General features: G+C 59.2%; 12 protein-coding genes. All 12 read right to left on the bottom strand.

Going from position 1 to position 16576, the window contains the following annotated elements; translation table 11 throughout:
• Positions 1–38 precede the first annotated feature (38 nt).
• Positions 39–2570, bottom strand: a complete 2532-nt coding sequence (locus tag ACK1VC_RS19200; RefSeq protein WP_095117073.1) for a glycosyltransferase family 4 protein — start codon at positions 2568–2570, stop codon at positions 39–41.
• 6 nt (positions 2571–2576) lie between these two features.
• On the bottom strand, positions 2577–3968 hold the full coding sequence (locus tag ACK1VC_RS19195) for a class I SAM-dependent methyltransferase (RefSeq protein ID WP_016485366.1): 1392 nt from the start codon (positions 3966–3968) through the stop codon (positions 2577–2579).
• Positions 3968–5182 (bottom strand): ABC transporter ATP-binding protein, encoded by a 1215-nt coding sequence (locus ACK1VC_RS19190; protein ID WP_016485365.1) that lies wholly within the window; start codon positions 5180–5182, stop codon positions 3968–3970. Before ACK1VC_RS19190 ends, ACK1VC_RS19195 begins: the two co-directional genes overlap by 1 nt.
• Positions 5179–5973, bottom strand: coding sequence for an ABC transporter permease (locus tag ACK1VC_RS19185; protein ID WP_016485364.1), 795 nt, complete (start codon positions 5971–5973; stop codon positions 5179–5181). The genes ACK1VC_RS19190 and ACK1VC_RS19185 overlap by 4 nt, the downstream gene beginning before the upstream one ends.
• Before the next feature lie 2 nt (positions 5974–5975).
• Positions 5976–7337, bottom strand: coding sequence for a phosphomannomutase/phosphoglucomutase (locus tag ACK1VC_RS19180; protein ID WP_016485363.1), 1362 nt, complete (start codon positions 7335–7337; stop codon positions 5976–5978).
• Between the two features lie 134 nt (positions 7338–7471).
• Complete coding sequence (locus ACK1VC_RS19175) at positions 7472–8914, bottom strand: mannose-1-phosphate guanylyltransferase/mannose-6-phosphate isomerase (protein ID WP_016485362.1); 1443 nt, start codon at positions 8912–8914, stop codon at positions 7472–7474.
• 315 nt (positions 8915–9229) lie between these two features.
• Positions 9230–10663 (bottom strand): MBL fold metallo-hydrolase RNA specificity domain-containing protein, encoded by a 1434-nt coding sequence (locus ACK1VC_RS19170; protein ID WP_191087360.1) that lies wholly within the window; start codon positions 10661–10663, stop codon positions 9230–9232.
• 102 nt (positions 10664–10765) lie between these two features.
• Positions 10766–11029 carry a lipopolysaccharide assembly protein LapA domain-containing protein gene (locus ACK1VC_RS19165; RefSeq protein WP_016485360.1) on the bottom strand — a complete coding sequence of 88 codons (264 nt, stop codon included), beginning with the start codon at positions 11027–11029 and terminating at the stop codon, positions 10766–10768.
• Between the two features lie 19 nt (positions 11030–11048).
• A complete protein-coding gene (gene ihfB, locus ACK1VC_RS19160) occupies positions 11049–11345 on the bottom strand; it encodes an integration host factor subunit beta (protein WP_016485359.1) in 297 nt (98 codons plus the stop codon).
• Between the two features lie 510 nt (positions 11346–11855).
• Positions 11856–13532, bottom strand: a complete 1677-nt coding sequence (gene rpsA / locus ACK1VC_RS19155; RefSeq protein ID WP_003252673.1) for a 30S ribosomal protein S1 — start codon at positions 13530–13532, stop codon at positions 11856–11858.
• Positions 13533–13656: 124 nt separating this feature from the next.
• On the bottom strand, positions 13657–14343 hold the full coding sequence (gene cmk, locus ACK1VC_RS19150; RefSeq protein ID WP_016485358.1) for a (d)CMP kinase: 687 nt from the start codon (positions 14341–14343) through the stop codon (positions 13657–13659).
• On the bottom strand, positions 14340–16576 hold a 2237-nt coding region (locus ACK1VC_RS19145), incomplete at its 5' end, for a bifunctional prephenate dehydrogenase/3-phosphoshikimate 1-carboxyvinyltransferase (RefSeq protein ID WP_449118019.1). The genes ACK1VC_RS19145 and cmk, both read right to left, overlap by 4 nt.

Genomic DNA, 16576 nt, shown 5'->3' with positions numbered 1-16576 from the left:
TCCTGTTTTCCCAACCATGTTTTTTCAGGGCGCTGCGATCAGAACGCATGCTTGCTGATTTCGTCGATCAGTTGCTGCGCGCTGCCTTTCCAGGTCAGCCACGGCATCTGTACCGATGTTGGATGCTCGCCAGCGGCGTGCAACGCCAGCCACGCAGCGATGCTGTCGGCCACGTTACGCGCGTCATTGCCAGCAAAGAACCAGGCGTGCTCCCCCGCCACTTCACGGAACACTGGTAGGTCGCGTGCGATGATCGGCAGCCCATGCTGTGCGGCTTCGATCAGCGGCAGGCCAAACCCTTCTCCGTAGGATGCTGCGATAAGGCAATCACACGCTTGGTACAAGTGCTCCAGGTACTCATCGCTGGCACCTTCCAGCCAAAGAAGCCGCTTGCCGCGCTCGGCGTGGTTGAGCAGCCTGCTGGCCAACTCCTCCACCAGCCAGCCGTGCTTGCCGACAATGACCAGGTTGGCCTGCACACCTTGCTGCCACAGCAGTTCGAAAGCGTCCAAGGTTTGCAAGTGCCCTTTGCGCGGCTCCAGAGTGCCAACCATGAGGAATGTAGGGTTGGCTTGCAGGGCCTCGACACGCATGGCCGGATCTTCCGGAATGCCCGTGGTCGGTACCGACTGGTCTATGTCGGCGCCGAGGTGGAACACACCGATGCGGAACGGTCTCTCGCGTTTGGGCGCGTTCTCGTCCATCCAGGCCTGCAACTCGTCCCCGACTGCCCGGGAGATGCACATGGCACCGTCATAGCGCGCGATGGTGTTGATCCAGTCGACATAAAACGGGTGCAGGTGATCCGAGAAGAAGTGGCGCATCTGCAAGATCAACAGGTCGTACACCACGAAGAACAGGCTCACGCCATGGGCGCGCAGTGTGTCGAGATAAGCCTGGCGCTGCGGCAGCATGTCCAGCAGCAGGTCCAGGCAGATGTAGGCGTCTCCGGCTTTGTAGCTGATGGCCTCGTCCACATCGTCATCGTTTGGCGTATTCCCGAGGAACTGCGTCGTGAACTGCTTGGCGTAGCGGTAGAACGACTCTTCAACTTTGCTGTAGATCGGCGTGACGTTATAGCCCTCGGGCGGGTTTTTCAGCCACTCGAGCAGAATGCTGCGGACCACACGCTGGATACCGCTCTTGGCGTCGTGGCGGCACAGCTGAGAAATATCCACCAAAAGGTTTGGCTTGCCCGCCGGCCCCTGTAGCGAGTAATCGATCGCCTTGGCGAGGCGCTGCACATCAACTCCGCCCTTGGCCAGTTCACCTGAGGCAACCAGCGCCTCGACCAAGTGCTCGATGCGTTGCTCGGTAGGCAGGTCTTCGTCCACGGGGTGATCGGCCACTGGCGTTTTTTGCACGCACTGCTCGAACGCGGCGATGGCTGCCTTGCCCGTCAAGTCCCAGGAAAAGAGCTTGGCGCGCTCCAAGCCATGCTTGATCATGGCCTCACGGAAGTCATCGTCGACCAACGCCTGATTCATCTTCTGGGCGATAGAGGCGGTATCCAGCGGATCGAACGTGGCCTCATCCCAGCCAATCACTTCAGGCACGCTCGAGGTATTGGCACCGATCACTGGTGCGCCACATTTCATGGCTTCCAATGGCGGAAGGCCAAAGCCCTCATGCCAAGACGGGAATACGTAAAGGCGGCAGGTGTTATACAGCGCCACCAGCTCATCGTCGGTAATGAAACCTGTGAACACCAAGTCATCTTCGGCCAGGCCTTGCGCCAACGCTTCGCCACGGTAACGCTCGATGATGTGCTGGGAAATCTTGCCGGCGAATACCAGTTGCACGTCTTCGATCTCACGCTTGACGTCAGCGAAGGCGACAATCAGGCGGGACAGGTTCTTGCGTTCATCCGCCCCACCCGAGTAAAGCACGAATGCATCGCGCAGCCCGAACTTGGATTTGAGCGCGCTGCGTGCTTCATCGGTGAGCGTGACCGGCCGGAATATCGCGTCTGCCGCGCCCGAAACGTTGAACACCTTGTCCTGATCCAGCGGCAGCAACGACAGTGCTTCCTGGCGGGCACATTCCGAAATTGCCAGCAACACCCCGTGGTCCTTGAAGGAGCCAACGATGCCCATGTAGTACTGCTTGTACTGGGCGTGGTCCAGGTACTGCTGCGGGTTTGTCAGCGGAATAAGGTCGTAAAGCGTGACGCTGACGATTGCGCGCTTGTGCTCTGGCGGACGGCAGATCACCGCATCGTCGATAAAGCCCTCGACCGCACTGGTAATATGCACCACGTCCGGCTGTAGTTCGTCGATGGCAGCCTGGCGGATGAGCTTGGCCACTTCATGCCGACTTTCGTTGGCGGGATTGATGCCCGCCACAGGGCCTTGGGCGTACCAGACCCGAATATGGCTTTGCGGCAACAGGCCAACAAACGCACCACGAATTGCCTCGATGCTCTCGCTAAGCATACCGTTGAGCAGCAGGTAAACCTCGTGCTCGCCGCGATTGCGCACGATGCCTTGAGCCAGGGATACGCTATAGCGACCGATACCACGGAAGCGGCTTTCGGTTTGCGCACCTTGCATGTCAATTACAATACGCATTCGGTATCAGCTCTTCTTCATTGCTGCGTGGAGGGCGCTTTCGATAGCGCGGCCTCGCGGTGTCAGAGGGGCGTGATCGATCACGCCATGCTGCGGGTCAACGACCACACTGGCCGGATCCGGAGCTAACAAGTTGCGTAGTTTGGCACTCAGCCAGGGGCTTCGGTTTAACACGGCAAGTGCCAGACGCCGCACCGCCGGGCGGCGTGCCACCCACAGGCGGGCGTGCGGCGCCGCGTAGCGCAGTTTAAGCCGCAGCCACGTCTTGCCATGGCGAGCCGGCCACAGCACGACCCGCCCAGTCACCCGCAGTGGGCCGGTAATACGCCAAGATGTACTGCTACGCATGGCCTCAACTTGCTGCTCCGCACCCTGGGCACGCATGTGCTGCCAATGGCAGTTCTCCAGTGCCGCCTTGCGTTCCTGGGCCATGGCCTCAGCCTGAGCCTGAGCCTGGTTCAGGGCCTCCTGCAACGCACCGCATTGGCGGTGCAAGGCTTCGGTAGTGGCTTCGTAACTGTCCTTGAGCGCCATTAACTGCTGGGTTTGCTGCTGGCTGACCTCGGCCATCAGCCGCTGGAACTCGGCGGGTTCGAAAAAGGTAGCCCGCACCGCCTCAACACTGCTCTCCAACTGCCCCAGACGACGCTCGATGGCCTGGTCATAGCGCACTGCCATGTCGTCAAGCGACAAACCGTATGACGCTTCGAACACCGCCTCGAACATTTCCAGCTGGTGGGCGTCGGCTTGCTTCTGGGCCACCACAGCATAGTCGGGGCTGGCACCGGACAGCACTTCGCGCACCCCTACCTTGACCTGCTCATCATGCAATGAGGGCGCTTCCTGGAGGCGTACCACCTTGGAACGGGCAAAGCCGGTGTGCTCGGTGAGGAACGACATCAGCAAATTCGGGATTGGCTGATCGTGGGTCGGGTCCAGATAGAAATTGTTGGTACCCACCATGACGTTTTCGGCGTTGGGGGTTTCCAGAATCAACATTCCGCCCGGGCGCAATACGCGCAGCGCCTCGGTGACCAACTCACCCAGCACCGGGAATGGCACATGCTCGGCGATATGGAAGCCACTCACAACCACCTGGCTGGCATCTGGCAACGCTTGCAGGGCCTGCAACGCATCGCCTTTTTGCGCAGGCAGGCCCAGCGCCTGGCAGGCCTCCAGCATGCCGTCATCCAGGTCGACGCCCATCGGCTCGAAGCCTTCGCGACGCATCAACTCCAGCCATTCGCCACGGCCGCAGCCAATGTCGAATACCGGGCAGTCGGTGTAGATTTGCTTCAGAGGTTGCAGAAACGGCAAGTACGCTTCAAGCCGCTGGGTGATGAGCTCCCTCGACCCGCGATAGCGGTCTTCGAAAGCCCGGTAGAAACCAGCATTCATCAATTGCACTCCACGGTCGGCGGGATCCACGCCAGGCCTACGAAGGTTCGTTCGGACATGTTCACTACGTTGAAGACCAACGCCAGGTCACGCCACTCATAGTTATCGGCAATATGGGTGTCGCTCGCATGCAGCGCGATGGCCACTGAATATGAGCCAACGCCCAGGTTTGCAGGAAAGCGGAAACTGTACTTCAGCAATGCACCTTCGGCCAAATTCGTGCGAATGCATTGCAGGTGATGGGTATTGGTGCCGAACACGTCCTGGCCGAGGCGGTCCTTGATCACGTAGCCCACTACCAACTCGGGCAGTGGCGCATTGACCCTGACTTGAATATTCAAGCAAACATCTTCGCCCACCGAGACGTACTCGACCGGCGCACCTTCAGCATTATGCAGCGCTACCGTCTCGATGCTCGCCTTGCCGCTGCCAGATCGGGTCTGCCGGGTACCATCGGACAAGGTCTGGACCTCGACGGTGGCGTTCTCCTTTTGGGCGATGATAGCGTTGTAATAGTCCATCACCTCCTCGGGTGGGCCATCTTTGATCACCGTACCGCCGTCCAACAGGATCGCGCGATTGCAGAGGGCCTGGATCGAACCACGGTCGTGGGAGACGATCAGCAATGTGGTGCCGGCTTTCTGGAATTCCTTGATACGGCCAAAGCTCTTGTGCTGGAAGTAGCTGTCGCCTACCGACAAGGCTTCATCAATGATCAGGATCTCGGGGCGGAAGGCGGTGGCCACCGCGAATGCCACCCGCATCTGCATGCCACTGGAATAGGTGCGCACGGCCTGGTCGAAATACTCACCGATTTCCGCAAATGCCTCGATATCATCAATTACCGCGTCGATCTGCGCGGTGGTGAAGCCCATCAACCCGGCGGCATGATAGGCATTCTGCCGGCCGGTCAGCTCACCATTGAAGCCCATGCCCAGTTCAAGGATGGCAGCGATGCGACCATTGACGTGAACCTTGCCTTCGGTGGGCTGCAAGGTGCCGGTAATCATCTTCAACAAGGTCGATTTGCCAGCGCCATTCTGACCCACCAGGCCTATGGCTTCACCGGCCTGAATGTTGAAGCTGATGTGCCTGAGCACCCAATGCTCGCTACTGGCCTTGACCGGCAGGTAGAACCAGCGAGCGATGCGCTGCCATTCAGAACGGTAGCTGCGGTAGGCCTTGCCTACGTTGTTGACGGCCAACAGGGTCATAGGGAGTCCACCATTTCGGCAGAGGCACGGCGGAACAGGAACAGGCCAGCCACCATCAAACCCACGGCAATGGCGAGCACCACCCCGAGCTGGGCAACTTCAGGCGCCTGCTTGTAAACCAGCACATTGTGATAGGCGGTGACGATGGGGTACATCGGGTTAACATCCAAAGTGCCTTTCAGGTAATCCGGCACAATGTTCACCGAGTACACAATGGGCGTGAACCAGAACCAAACCTGCATCACGATAGGTACCACCTGGCCGATATCCCGCAAGAACACGTTCAGCACACCCAGCACCAGGCCGATACCAACTGCCAGTGCTACCACCAACAGGGTCAAGGGCATCAGCCAAAGCATCTGTGCGTCAGGGGCGTGGCCTAGCACGGCAAACACGATCATTACTGCAACAAACAGCAGCAAATTATTGAGTAAGCACGACCCCACCACGATCACTGGGAGCGCGATGCGCGGGAAGCGCATCTTCTTCATCAGGTTGCCCTGATCGATGAACACCGAAAGGCAGCGCTGGATAATTTCTGAGAACAGGTTCCAGGCCAGGATGCCGGCGATCAGGTACAACGCGTAGGCGTACTTGTTATCGATGCCCGGCAGGCGCGCGCCCAATACGTTGGACAGGATCAACGCATAAATCGCAACCTGGGCCAGGGGGTGGATGATCATCCACAAGCCACCCAGCTTGCTGCGTGCGAACCGGGAAATGAACTCGTTCTTGATGGACGTGAGGATGAAGCCTCTGTAATCCCAGACGCCCCGAAACATGCCAAACATAATTATCCTTGAATCAGGCGGGCGATTTCTGCGACACGCTCAGCGACCAGCGCCTCGTCGCCACGGCTCTCCACGTTAAGCCTCAGCAGCGGCTCGGTGTTGGAACCGCGCAAGCTGAAACGCCAGTCGGCAAACTCAACGCTGATGCCGTCAGTGCGGTCGACGGTGGGCTCATATGGCAGGTAGAACGCCAGGATTTTGTCGATGGTCGCCTTTACGTCAGCCACCTCGTAGTTTATCTCGCCGCTGCAGGGGAACCTGGCTATGCGCTCGTCCACCAGTTGCGCCAATGTCTTGCCGGTGGCGCTCATCAACGCCGCTACAAGCAACCACGGGATATTGCCGCTGTCGCAGTAGGCAAAATCGCGGAAGTAGTGGTGAGCGCTCATTTCCCCGCCGTATACGGCGTCTTCTGCGCGCATGCGTTCTTTGATGAACGCATGCCCGGTCTTGCTCTGGATCGCCACGCCGCCGGCAGCTTGCACCTGCTCGATGGTGTTCCACGTTAGCCGCGGATCGTGAATGATCTTGCTGCCTGGGTGCTTGGCCAGCAGCATTTCAGCGAGCAAGCCAACCACGTAGTACCCTTCGATGAAACGACCGTGGCTGTCGAAGAAAAAGCAGCGATCAAAGTCACCATCAAACGCAATCCCCATGTCGGCGTTGGTATCAATTACTGCCTGACGGGTAAGCTCACGGTTTTCTGGCAGAAGCGGGTTGGGAATACCATTGGGGAAATTCCCATCTGGCTGGCCATTGATAATGGTCATGTGCAGCGGCAACTTAGCGCTGAGCAATTCAAGCACTGGCCCGACGGCGCCATTGCCCGGATCGGCCAGTACCGTTAAAGGGTTGAGGGCAGACACGTCGATGTAGCTGAGCAAGTGGTCGATATAGGCGCTTTTGTCAAAAGCCTCACTGACGCTGCCCGGGATGGCTGCCACCTGGCCAAGATCGCCCGCCTCGACACGCTGGCGGATATCGTTCAAGCCGGTGTCGCCACTGATGGGACGGGATTGTTCACGCACCAGTTTCATGCCGTTGTAACCCTTGGGGTTATGGCTGGCAGTGATCATGATGCCGCCGTCGGCCTGATGATGGCTGGTGGCGAAGTAGACTTCTTCAGTACCGCACAGCCCGATGTCGATCACATTGACCCCGCCCTGGGTCAGCCCCTTCATGAGCGCTAACGACAGGCCCGGGCTTTCAAGACGCATGTCGCGCCCTACTACATAGGTGCGTCCACCCAGTTCGGCCACGATGGCACGGCCTATGCGATATGCCACATCATCATTGAGGTCAGCGGGCACTTGGCCGCGAATGTCATAGGCCTTGAAGCAACGGGTCTGGATAGGTGGGTACATAGGTCTCACTTGGTGCGGTGACACCTGCGCGTCACCGATCAGAACTGGGATAGCAAACAGCCGACAACGGGTTGCGACCACAGGCCGGCCCTGTACCTCGTTGGGCAGCGGCCGACCCTGCGGACCACCTGGATTCAGGCGTCGCAACGACCGTAGTTGTCTTCGAAGCGAACGATATCGTCTTCGCCGAGATAATCACCGCTTTGTACTTCAATGAGTACCAAGTCAATGACACCCGGGTTTTGCAAACGGTGCTTGTGGCCGGCACGAATGAATGTGGACTCGTTGGTATTAAGCATCAATTCCTGGTCGTCATTGACAACCACTGCCATGCCGCTGACGACGATCCAGTGTTCACTGCGGTGATGATGCATTTGCAGCGACAGCGATGCCTTGGGCTTTACTACGATGCGTTTGATCTTGAAACGTTCGCCATCCTCCAGGGTGGTATAGGTACCCCACGGACGATGAACGGTCTGATGCAACAAGTGTGCGGCGTGGCCGTCACTCTTCAGGCGCTTGACGATGTGTTTCACATCTTGGGCATGATCTTTGTGGGCAATCAGGAATGCATCAGGTGTATCGACCACAAGCAGGTCCTGTACGCCAACCAGTGCCGCCAGGCGATCCTCGGAGCTGACATAGTTGTTACGCGCTTCGTAGGCTATGACCTCGCCTTCGAAACGGTTGCCATGCTCATCAGGCGGGGTCAGCTCGCTGACCGCGTTCCAGGACCCGATGTCGCTCCAGCCAATATCGCAGGGAATGGTCGCGACCTTGCGCGAACGCTCCATCAAGGCGTAATCGATGGAGATGTCCGGCACGCTGGCAAAGCTATCGGCGTCCAGGGCAAGGCAACTGTAGTCCTTGGCCGTGGAGCTGCGAGATGATTCCAAGGTAAGTGCAACGGCCTCCAGCACATCAGGCGCATGCTCCTTGAATTCTTCTAACACAGCGCCTACTTGGAAACAGAACATCCCGGCGTTCCAGAAGTAGTTGCCTGCCGCTACATATGACTCCGCAGTTTTGGCGTCAGGTTTTTCAACAAAACGCTCAACTTTCAAACCGCCTTCCAGCAAACCTTCAGCTGTGGCTTCGATATACCCGAAGCCTGTTTCCGGGTACTGGGGCTTGATGCCGAAAGTCACCAACCACCCCTGTTCGGCCAACTGTATGGCTTTGCGAACAGCTTCGGAGAAAGCAGCTTCGTTCTGGATAAGGTGGTCAGCCGCCAATACCAGCATAAGCGCCTGAGGCCCATACGAGGCTTGCAGCTTAAGGGCAGCCGCGGCTACCGCAGCAGCGGTGTTTCGGCCGACAGGTTCAAGAATGTAGCCCTGGGGGAGACCCTTGGTATTAATGGTCCGGTATTCGTCTTCGGTTTTGAACAGCAATTCGCGATTGGTGACAGTCAGCACCTCAACAACACCTTCCAGCCGCGCAGCGCGCAAGAAAGTCTTTTGAATAAGGTTCTGCCCATCAGGCAAAGACATGAACGGCTTCGGATGAGCCTCACGAGAAACTGGCCACAAACGGCTGCCAACACCACCGGATAGAATAACCGGGATCAATTCCATATTTGGATCCTTAAGGCCTCTTAGAATTAGCTCAAGAGGCCGGCATGAGTCTTTTTTTGATCGCTGCCGCGATGGCTCACGACAACGCTTATTTACGCGCCCAGCGTGTGTAATCCTTGGCTATCCATAGGCTCAAGACGCAAGCTTCGACCCTTAGGATACCAGAGATTGCTATTCGTAGCTGCCTGGCTGACAGCAGGCGCCGCAGGGTGAATCAGCATGCCACTCATCGCAGCACTCAGCTCCCGACAGCTCATGTAAACAATAGTGAGCATCAGACAACGTGCTGGCACATCGTTCCCTTAGGACAGGGCTTTAAATTGCAACACGTATGCTAGTCATCCACTTTCTGGCTTTCATCCGCCCCCTCAGGGCAGCGACAAGCGCGGCCTTGGCGGCGGGCTCTCCATGCACCAGCACAACCGTATCAGGCGCTTGATCCATACCACTAGCAAAGTCAACCAGCCCTGCTTGATCAGCATGGCCACTATAGCCGCTGAGCGTAACCACTTTGGCGCGCAGGTCATGCATTCGCCCATCCAGGTCAATCTGCACAAACCCTTCTGCCCCTTCACTCGCCTGTATCACCGCCCCCGGCGTACCCTTGGCCTGATAGCCGACAAACATCACCTCATGCCGTGCATCCCCGAGCATAGCCTTGAGGTAATTGACGATGCGCCCACCCGAGCACATGCCATTGCCTGCTATCACGATCGCCGGTCGCCCGGTGCTTTTGAGGTAATTGACCACCTGCTGATGCCGGGCATGGGTATCCACGCTGATCAACTGGCTGAAATCCAGTGGGTCTCGCCCCTTGGCAAGTCGCGCCCTAGCCTCGGCATTCCAGTAGCCGTGCAGTTCCCGGTACACGCTGGTGATGCGCTGAGCCAAGGGCGAGTCGAGGATGATGGGCAATTGCGACCAGTCGAGCGGGTCGCCATCAGGCCCGGGATCAGCGCCGCCCAATAAAGCCTTGCGATGGAGGATGTCTTCCAGCTCGCACAGCAGTTCCTGGGTGCGGCCTAGGCTAAACGCCGGGATGAGGATGGTGCCTTTGTCAGCCAGGGCGCGATCGATGGCGTCTTCCAGCCGTTGCCTGCGGTCGCCGGCCTGGGCATGCAGGCGGTCGCCATAGGTACTTTCCAGCACGAGCACATCAGCACGCTCCGGCGGCTGCACCGGGCGCAGCAACGGGTTGCCACACGCACCCAGGTCGCCGGAAAACACATAGCGGCTATTGGCCTGACCATGCTGCATGTCGCACTCGACATAAGCCGAACCCAACAAATGCCCGGCGCGCTGCAGGCGAATACGACAAGCCAGACCAGGGCCCTCGACCACCGCGTGCCACTGCTCAAAAGGCAGCGGCACGATAAGGTCACGGATGAATTCGATATACCGGGCTACCTGCGCAGGCTCGCTGCTGATGCTTAGTTTGTAGGCATCTTCCAGTACAAGGGGCAGCAGCCGGGCAGAAGGTTCACTGCACAGGATGGGGCCACGATAGCCGGCGGCCAGCAGCGCGGGAATGCGGCCAACGTGGTCAAGATGAACATGGGTGATGACCAGGGCCTGAATGCCCAGTATGCCGAAGCCGAGTGCCGCGCTTTCCGCACCCGTCGCAGCCTCGCTCCCCTGCTCAAGCCCGCAATCGATCAGCAGACTGGTGGACGGGTCAAGGTGCAACTGGTGGCAAGACCCGGTAACGCCGCGGGTACCACCGTGATGGGAAAGGCTGGGATATTCCATGCTGCACACACTCGCCGGGGCCGAAAATGAAGTGGGCTATTACTCCATGAGGGCAGGTGCATGCATAGGTGAGACTTTCCTAAGAGGATGTAGGAAATTTCCTTAGTTGCTGTTGAGTGCCGCCTGACGGGCAGACTCCCTGATCTTGCGCTTGCTGCGCTGCACGCCATAGGCGCCCAGCAAGGGCCCGACTGCCAGGCCAATGACCAGTGCTGCCAGCACAAGTACGGCAACCGGCATTTCCGGCGCAGCCCAGCCGAACAGAACCAGCGACACGGCTTGCTGGTTCTCCAGCACGAAGAACAGCACCACGGCCGCCAACAGCAGCACGAACACCGCCGCCAGGGCGCGCTTGAGGTTACGCATCAGATTGCTCCTTGAGTGCTCAGGCTTCAGCCTCGTCATCTTCGTTGACCCGGTCGCGCAGCTCTTTACCGGGCTTGAAGTGCGGCACAAACTTGCCATCGAGGCTGACCGACTGACCGGTCTTGGGGTTACGGCCCACGCGCGGGGCGCGATAGTGCAGCGAGAAGCTGCCAAAACCGCGAATTTCGATGCGATCGCCAGTGGCAAGGCATTGAGACATCTGCTCAAGCATGGTCTTGATGGCCAGCTCCACGTCCTTGGGCGAGAGCAGGCCCTGATGGGTGACAATACGTTCGATCAGCTCCGACTTCGTCATATTTTTCCCTTCGTTATCAAGCAGCTAGATCATTGCTTAACCAGTTTGTAGCACGCTGGGATGGATTTGAACAGGGTGGTTCTTGACTTAATAAAAAAATTCAAGATTGAAGTTTTGCAAGAATGGTCTAGCCGGCGGGGATTGACGGGGCCTGGCGAGGAATTTGCGCTGGTGCAACCATCGAGCGCCGCCCGCGCGGCGCATCGCGAGCTGCGCTCGCTCCTACGTTTGTTTCGGGCCAGTTATTTCTGCGGGATTTGCGCGCGGGCGCCTTGGCGCATGGCACGATCTCGCGTCGTACAAACAAGGCGGTCGCGCGCGCCTGCCACAGGTATAACTGGCCCGAAACAAACGTAGGAGCGAGCGTAGCTCGCGATGCGCCGCGCGGGCGGCGCTCGGTCTCACTAGCGATAAACCCCTTACGGCGAACACCTCCACCCCACCACACCACCAACAGAAGCAAAAAAAAGGGCGACCCGAGGGTCGCCCTTTTTACCGATCAAACAGAACTTAGTTCTGCTTGGCCATTGCTTCGCGCAGCAGCGCAGCCATGGTGGTGTCGGCAGCAGCTTCCGGAGCGTTTTTCAGGCTCTGGATAGCTTCGCGCTCTTCAGCGTCGTCTTTCGATTTGATCGACAGGCTGATAACGCGGGACTTGCGGTCAACGCTGATGATCTTGGCTTCGATCTCTTCGCCTTCCTTCAGAACGTTACGCGCGTCTTCAACGCGGTCACGGCTGATTTCGGAAGCTTTCAGAGTAGCTTCGATGTCGTCGGCCAGGGTGACGATGGCGCCTTTGGCGTCAACTTCTTTCACGATGCCCTTGACGATAGCGCCCTTGTCATTGACAGCAACGAAGTTGGAGAACGGATCGTCTTCCAGCTGCTTGATGCCCAGGGAGATGCGCTCGCGCTCTGGGTCGACCGACAGGATGACGGTTTCCAGCTCGTCGCCCTTCTTGAAACGACGTACGGCTTCTTCGCCGGTTTCGTTCCAGGAAATGTCGGACAGGTGAACCAGACCGTCGATGCCGCCGTCCAGGCCGATGAAGATACCGAAGTCGGTGATCGACTTGATGGTACCGGTGATCTTGTCACCCTTGTTGAACTGGCCGGAGAAGTCTTCCCATGGGTTGGACTTGCACTGTTTGATGCCCAGGGAGATACGACGACGCTCTTCGTCGATGTCCAGAACCATGACTTCCACTTCGTCGCCAACCTGAACGACTTTCGACGGGTGGATGTTCTTGTTGGTCCAGTCCATTTCGGAAACGTGTACCAGACCTTCAACGCCTTCTTCCAGCTCAGCGAAGCAGCCGTAGTCGGTCAGGTTGGTAACGCGAGCTTGTACGCGAGTACCTTCTGGGTAACGGGCAGTGATAGCTACCCACGGATCTTCGCCCATCTGCTTCAGACCCAGCGAAACGCGGTTGCGCTCGCGGTCGAACTTCAGAACGCGTACGTCGACTTCGTCGCCAACGTTAACGATTTCCGAAGGGTGCTTGATGCGCTTCCAAGCCATGTCGGTGATGTGCAGCAGGCCGTCGATACCGCCCAGGTCCACGAATGCGCCGTAGTCGGTGAGGTTCTTGACGATACCTTTGACTTGCTGGCCTTCCTGCAAGGTTTCCAGCAGGGCTTCGCGCTCGGCGCTGTTCTCGGCTTCCAGCACGCTGCGACGCGAAACAACAACGTTGTTGCGCTTCTGGTCCAGCTTGATGACCTTGAATTCCAGCTCTTTGCCTTCCAGGTGGGTGGTGTCGCGCACAGGGCGGACATCAACCAGGGAGCCCGGCAGGAACGCACGGATGCCGTTAACGTCGACAGTGAAGCCGCCTTTAACCTTACCGTTGATAACGCCCTTGACCACTTCTTCGGCGGCGAAAGCTGCTTCCAGAACAATCCAGCACTCGGCGCGCTTGGCTTTTTCACGGGACAGTTTGGTTTCGCCAAAGCCGTCTTCGACCGCGTCCAGCGCAACGTGAACTTCGTCACCGACCTTGATGGTCAGCTCGCCAGCTTCGTTGTAGAACTGCTCGAGCGGGATGACGCCCTCGGACTTCAGGCCAGCGTGTACGGTAACCCAGTCGCCGTCGATGTCGACAACGATACCGGTGATGATCGCACCCGGCTGAAGATTGAGGGTTTTCAGGCTTTCTTCAAAGAGTTCTGCAAAGCTTTCGCTCATTTTAATTCCTGTAGATTCGGGCGAAACAAACGCCCATAACCACATTCCAGACAATGTGGGTTCGTTTTAAGTAAAGGAAAGCCGGCAGGACGTTGACTGGTGCCCCTGCCTGCTTTCCTGGCGATCAGATGAGGTCGCGCTGGGCGATCTCGCTTCTGATACGTTGCAACACCTGCTCGATGGACAACTCGGTAGAGTCCAACTGAATGGCATCGGCCGCCGGCTTCAGCGGGGCCACTGCACGTTGGGTGTCGCGCTCATCGCGCGCACGAATCTCATCCAGCAGACTCGACAGACTAACATCTTCACCCTTGCCCTTCAACTGCAGGTAGCGCCGACGTGCCCGCTCCTCTGCGCTGGCAGTGAGGAAGACCTTCAACGGCGCGTCGGGGAACACCACGGTACCCATGTCGCGACCATCGGCGATCAACCCCGGCATATCGCGAAATTCACGCTGACGCACCAGCAGCGCATCACGCACTGCCGGCAGCGAGGCGACCATCGACGCGCCCGCGCCAACGGTTTCGGTGCGGATGACGTTACTGACGTCCTCACCCTCGAGGATGATCTGTTGCAGCTTACCGGGCTGGGCTGCGATGAACTGCACATCCAGATGGGCGGCAAGCCGGGTCAGCAGCTCTTCGTTGGTCAGATCGACGCCATGATTGCTGGCGTTGAACGCCAGCAAGCGGTACAGCGCGCCGGAGTCCAGCAGCTTCCAGCCCAGCTCGCGGGCCAACAGGCCGGCGACCGTGCCCTTGCCCGAGCCGCTTGGCCCGTCGATGGTGATGACCGGTACCAGCGAATTCACGACTTGCCCTCTTCCGCCACGCGGATACCCACTTCGGCGCACAGCGCCAGGAAGTTGGGGAACGAGGTGGCGACGTTGGCACAATCGTGGATGCGGATGGGCGCGCTGGCGCGCAACGAAGCGACGCTGAAGGCCATGGCAATACGGTGGTCACCGTGGCCATGCACTTCACCACCACCCAACTGGCCACCCTCGATGATGATGCCGTCCGGGGTCGGTTCGCACTTGATGCCCAAGGTAATCAGGCCGTCAGCCATGACCTGGATACGGTCGGACTCTTTCACCCGCAGCTCTTCTGCGCCACGCAGCACGGTACGCCCTTCGGCGCAGGCGGCAGCCACGAACAGCACCGGGAATTCGTCGATGGCCAGCGGCACCAGCTCTTCGGGGATGTCGATACCTTTCAGCCTGGCACCGCGTACGCGCAGGTCGGCCACTGGTTCGCCGCCGACTTCACGCTGGTTCTCCAGGGTGATGTCGCCCCCCATCAGGCGCAGGATATCGATGACACCGGTACGGGTCGGGTTGATGCCAACGTGTTCCAGCACCAGCTCGGAACCTTCGGCGATGGAGGCCGCGACCAGGAAGAACGCTGCCGAAGAAATGTCGGCCGGTACTTCGATGCGGGTAGCGGTCAGCTTGCCACCGGACTGCAGCGAAGCTACCGGGCCGTTGCTTTCGACTGTGTAGCCAAAGCCACGCAGCATGCGCTCGGTGTGATCACGGGTAGGCGCAGGCTCGGTGACAGTGGTCTTGCCTTCAGCGTACAGGCCAGCCAGCAGCAGGCAGGATTTGACCTGGGCGCTGGCCATCGGCAGCGTGTAGGTCAACCCTTTGAGCTTGTGGCCACCGCGGATGGTCAGCGGCGGGCGCCCTTCCGGGCCGGTCTCGACCACAGCCCCCATTTCACGCAGCGGGTTGGCCACGCGGTTCATCGGGCGCTTGGACAGCGAAGCGTCGCCAGTCATGGTTACGTCGAACGACTGGCCGGCCAACAGGCCCGACAGCAGGCGCATCGAGGTGCCGGAGTTGCCCACATACAGCGGCCCGGGCGGCGGCTTCAGGCCGTGCAGGCCTACACCATGAATGGTGACGCGACCGTGGTTGGGGCCTTCGATGACCACACCCATGTCCCGGAATGCCTGCAGAGTCGCCAGTGCGTCTTCACCTTCGAGGAAGCCTTCGACTTCGGTGGTGCCTTCGGCCAGCGAGCCGAGCATGATCGAGCGGTGGGAAATCGACTTGTCGCCCGGTACGCGGATTCGCCCGGACAGGCGGCCACCCGGTTGGGCCAGGAAAATCAGATCGTTGGCGTTCATAGCGTCCACATAGGCCCGGCGGGCCAGGATTTTACTAAAATGCTCGCGGGCAACCCGTGCACGGGTGAATACACCCAGCAACTGGTGCCCGTCCCCTTCAGCGATCGCGTCGCGCAAGGCGTCGAGATCGCTGCGATATGTATCGAGTGTGCGCAGGACAGCGTCGCGGTTGGCGAGGAAGATGTCATGCCACATGGTCGGGTCGCTGCCGGCGATTCTTGTGAAATCGCGGAAGCCTCCCGCAGCGTACCGGAAGATCTCGAGGTTTTCATTGCGCTTGGCCAGCGAATCGACCAAACCAAAGGCCAGCAGGTGCGGCAAGTGACTGGTGGCTGCCAGCACCTCGTCATGGCGCTCGACCGACATGTGCTCCACGTCGGCATCCAGCGCACGCCACAGCCGGTCGACCAAGGCCAGCGCGGCCGGGTCGGTTTCGGCCAGCGGCGTCAAAATCACCTTGTGCCGACGGAACAGGGCGGCGTTGGAAGCCTCCACGCCGCTTTGCTCGGAACCGGCGATGGGGTGGCCGGGGACGAAGCGTGGCAGCCGCTGGCCGAAGACCAAACGCGCCTCACGGACGACATTACCCTTGGCACTGCCAACATCGGTAATGATCGCATCGCCCAGATCGAGCCGGGCCAGGACGGCCAGGACTTTTTCCATGGCCAGGATGGGTACGGCCAGCTGGATGACATCGGCACCAACACAGGCTGCGGCGAGGTCTTCTTCGCAGCGGTCGACCACGCCCAGGGCCACGGCCTGCTTGCGCGAAGGCGCGTCCAGGTCGACACCGACCACTTCGCGGCACAGGCCGCTTTCACGCAGGCCCTTGGCGAACGAACCACCGATCAGGCCGAGGCCGACCACGACCAGGCGGTTGATGATCGGCTCAGGTTTGGTTTTTGCTGCTTTTA

Source organism: Pseudomonas sp. XP2, assembly GCF_053557975.1.
Note: the sequence above shows the minus strand (reverse complement) of the source record. Positions and strands in the feature narration are given on the sequence as shown.

Bases quoted from the DNA above. Each gene is read 5' to 3' on its own strand.
- ACK1VC_RS19200 (WP_095117073.1), bottom strand. From the start codon at position 2,570: ATGCGTATTGTAATTGACATGCAAGGTGCGCAAACCGAAAGCCGCTTC.
- ACK1VC_RS19195 (WP_016485366.1), bottom strand. From the start codon at position 3,968: ATGAATGCTGGTTTCTACCGGGCTTTCGAAGACCGCTATCGCGGGTCG.
- ACK1VC_RS19190 (WP_016485365.1), bottom strand. From the start codon at position 5,182: ATGACCCTGTTGGCCGTCAACAACGTAGGCAAGGCCTACCGCAGCTAC.
- ACK1VC_RS19185 (WP_016485364.1), bottom strand. From the start codon at position 5,973: ATGTTTGGCATGTTTCGGGGCGTCTGGGATTACAGAGGCTTCATCCTC.
- ACK1VC_RS19180 (WP_016485363.1), bottom strand. From the start codon at position 7,337: ATGTACCCACCTATCCAGACCCGTTGCTTCAAGGCCTATGACATTCGC.
- ACK1VC_RS19175 (WP_016485362.1), bottom strand. From the start codon at position 8,914: ATGGAATTGATCCCGGTTATTCTATCCGGTGGTGTTGGCAGCCGTTTG.
- ACK1VC_RS19170 (WP_191087360.1), bottom strand. From the start codon at position 10,663: ATGGAATATCCCAGCCTTTCCCATCACGGTGGTACCCGCGGCGTTACC.
- ACK1VC_RS19165 (WP_016485360.1), bottom strand. From the start codon at position 11,029: ATGCGTAACCTCAAGCGCGCCCTGGCGGCGGTGTTCGTGCTGCTGTTG.
- ihfB (WP_016485359.1), bottom strand. From the start codon at position 11,345: ATGACGAAGTCGGAGCTGATCGAACGTATTGTCACCCATCAGGGCCTG.
- rpsA (WP_003252673.1), bottom strand. From the start codon at position 13,532: ATGAGCGAAAGCTTTGCAGAACTCTTTGAAGAAAGCCTGAAAACCCTC.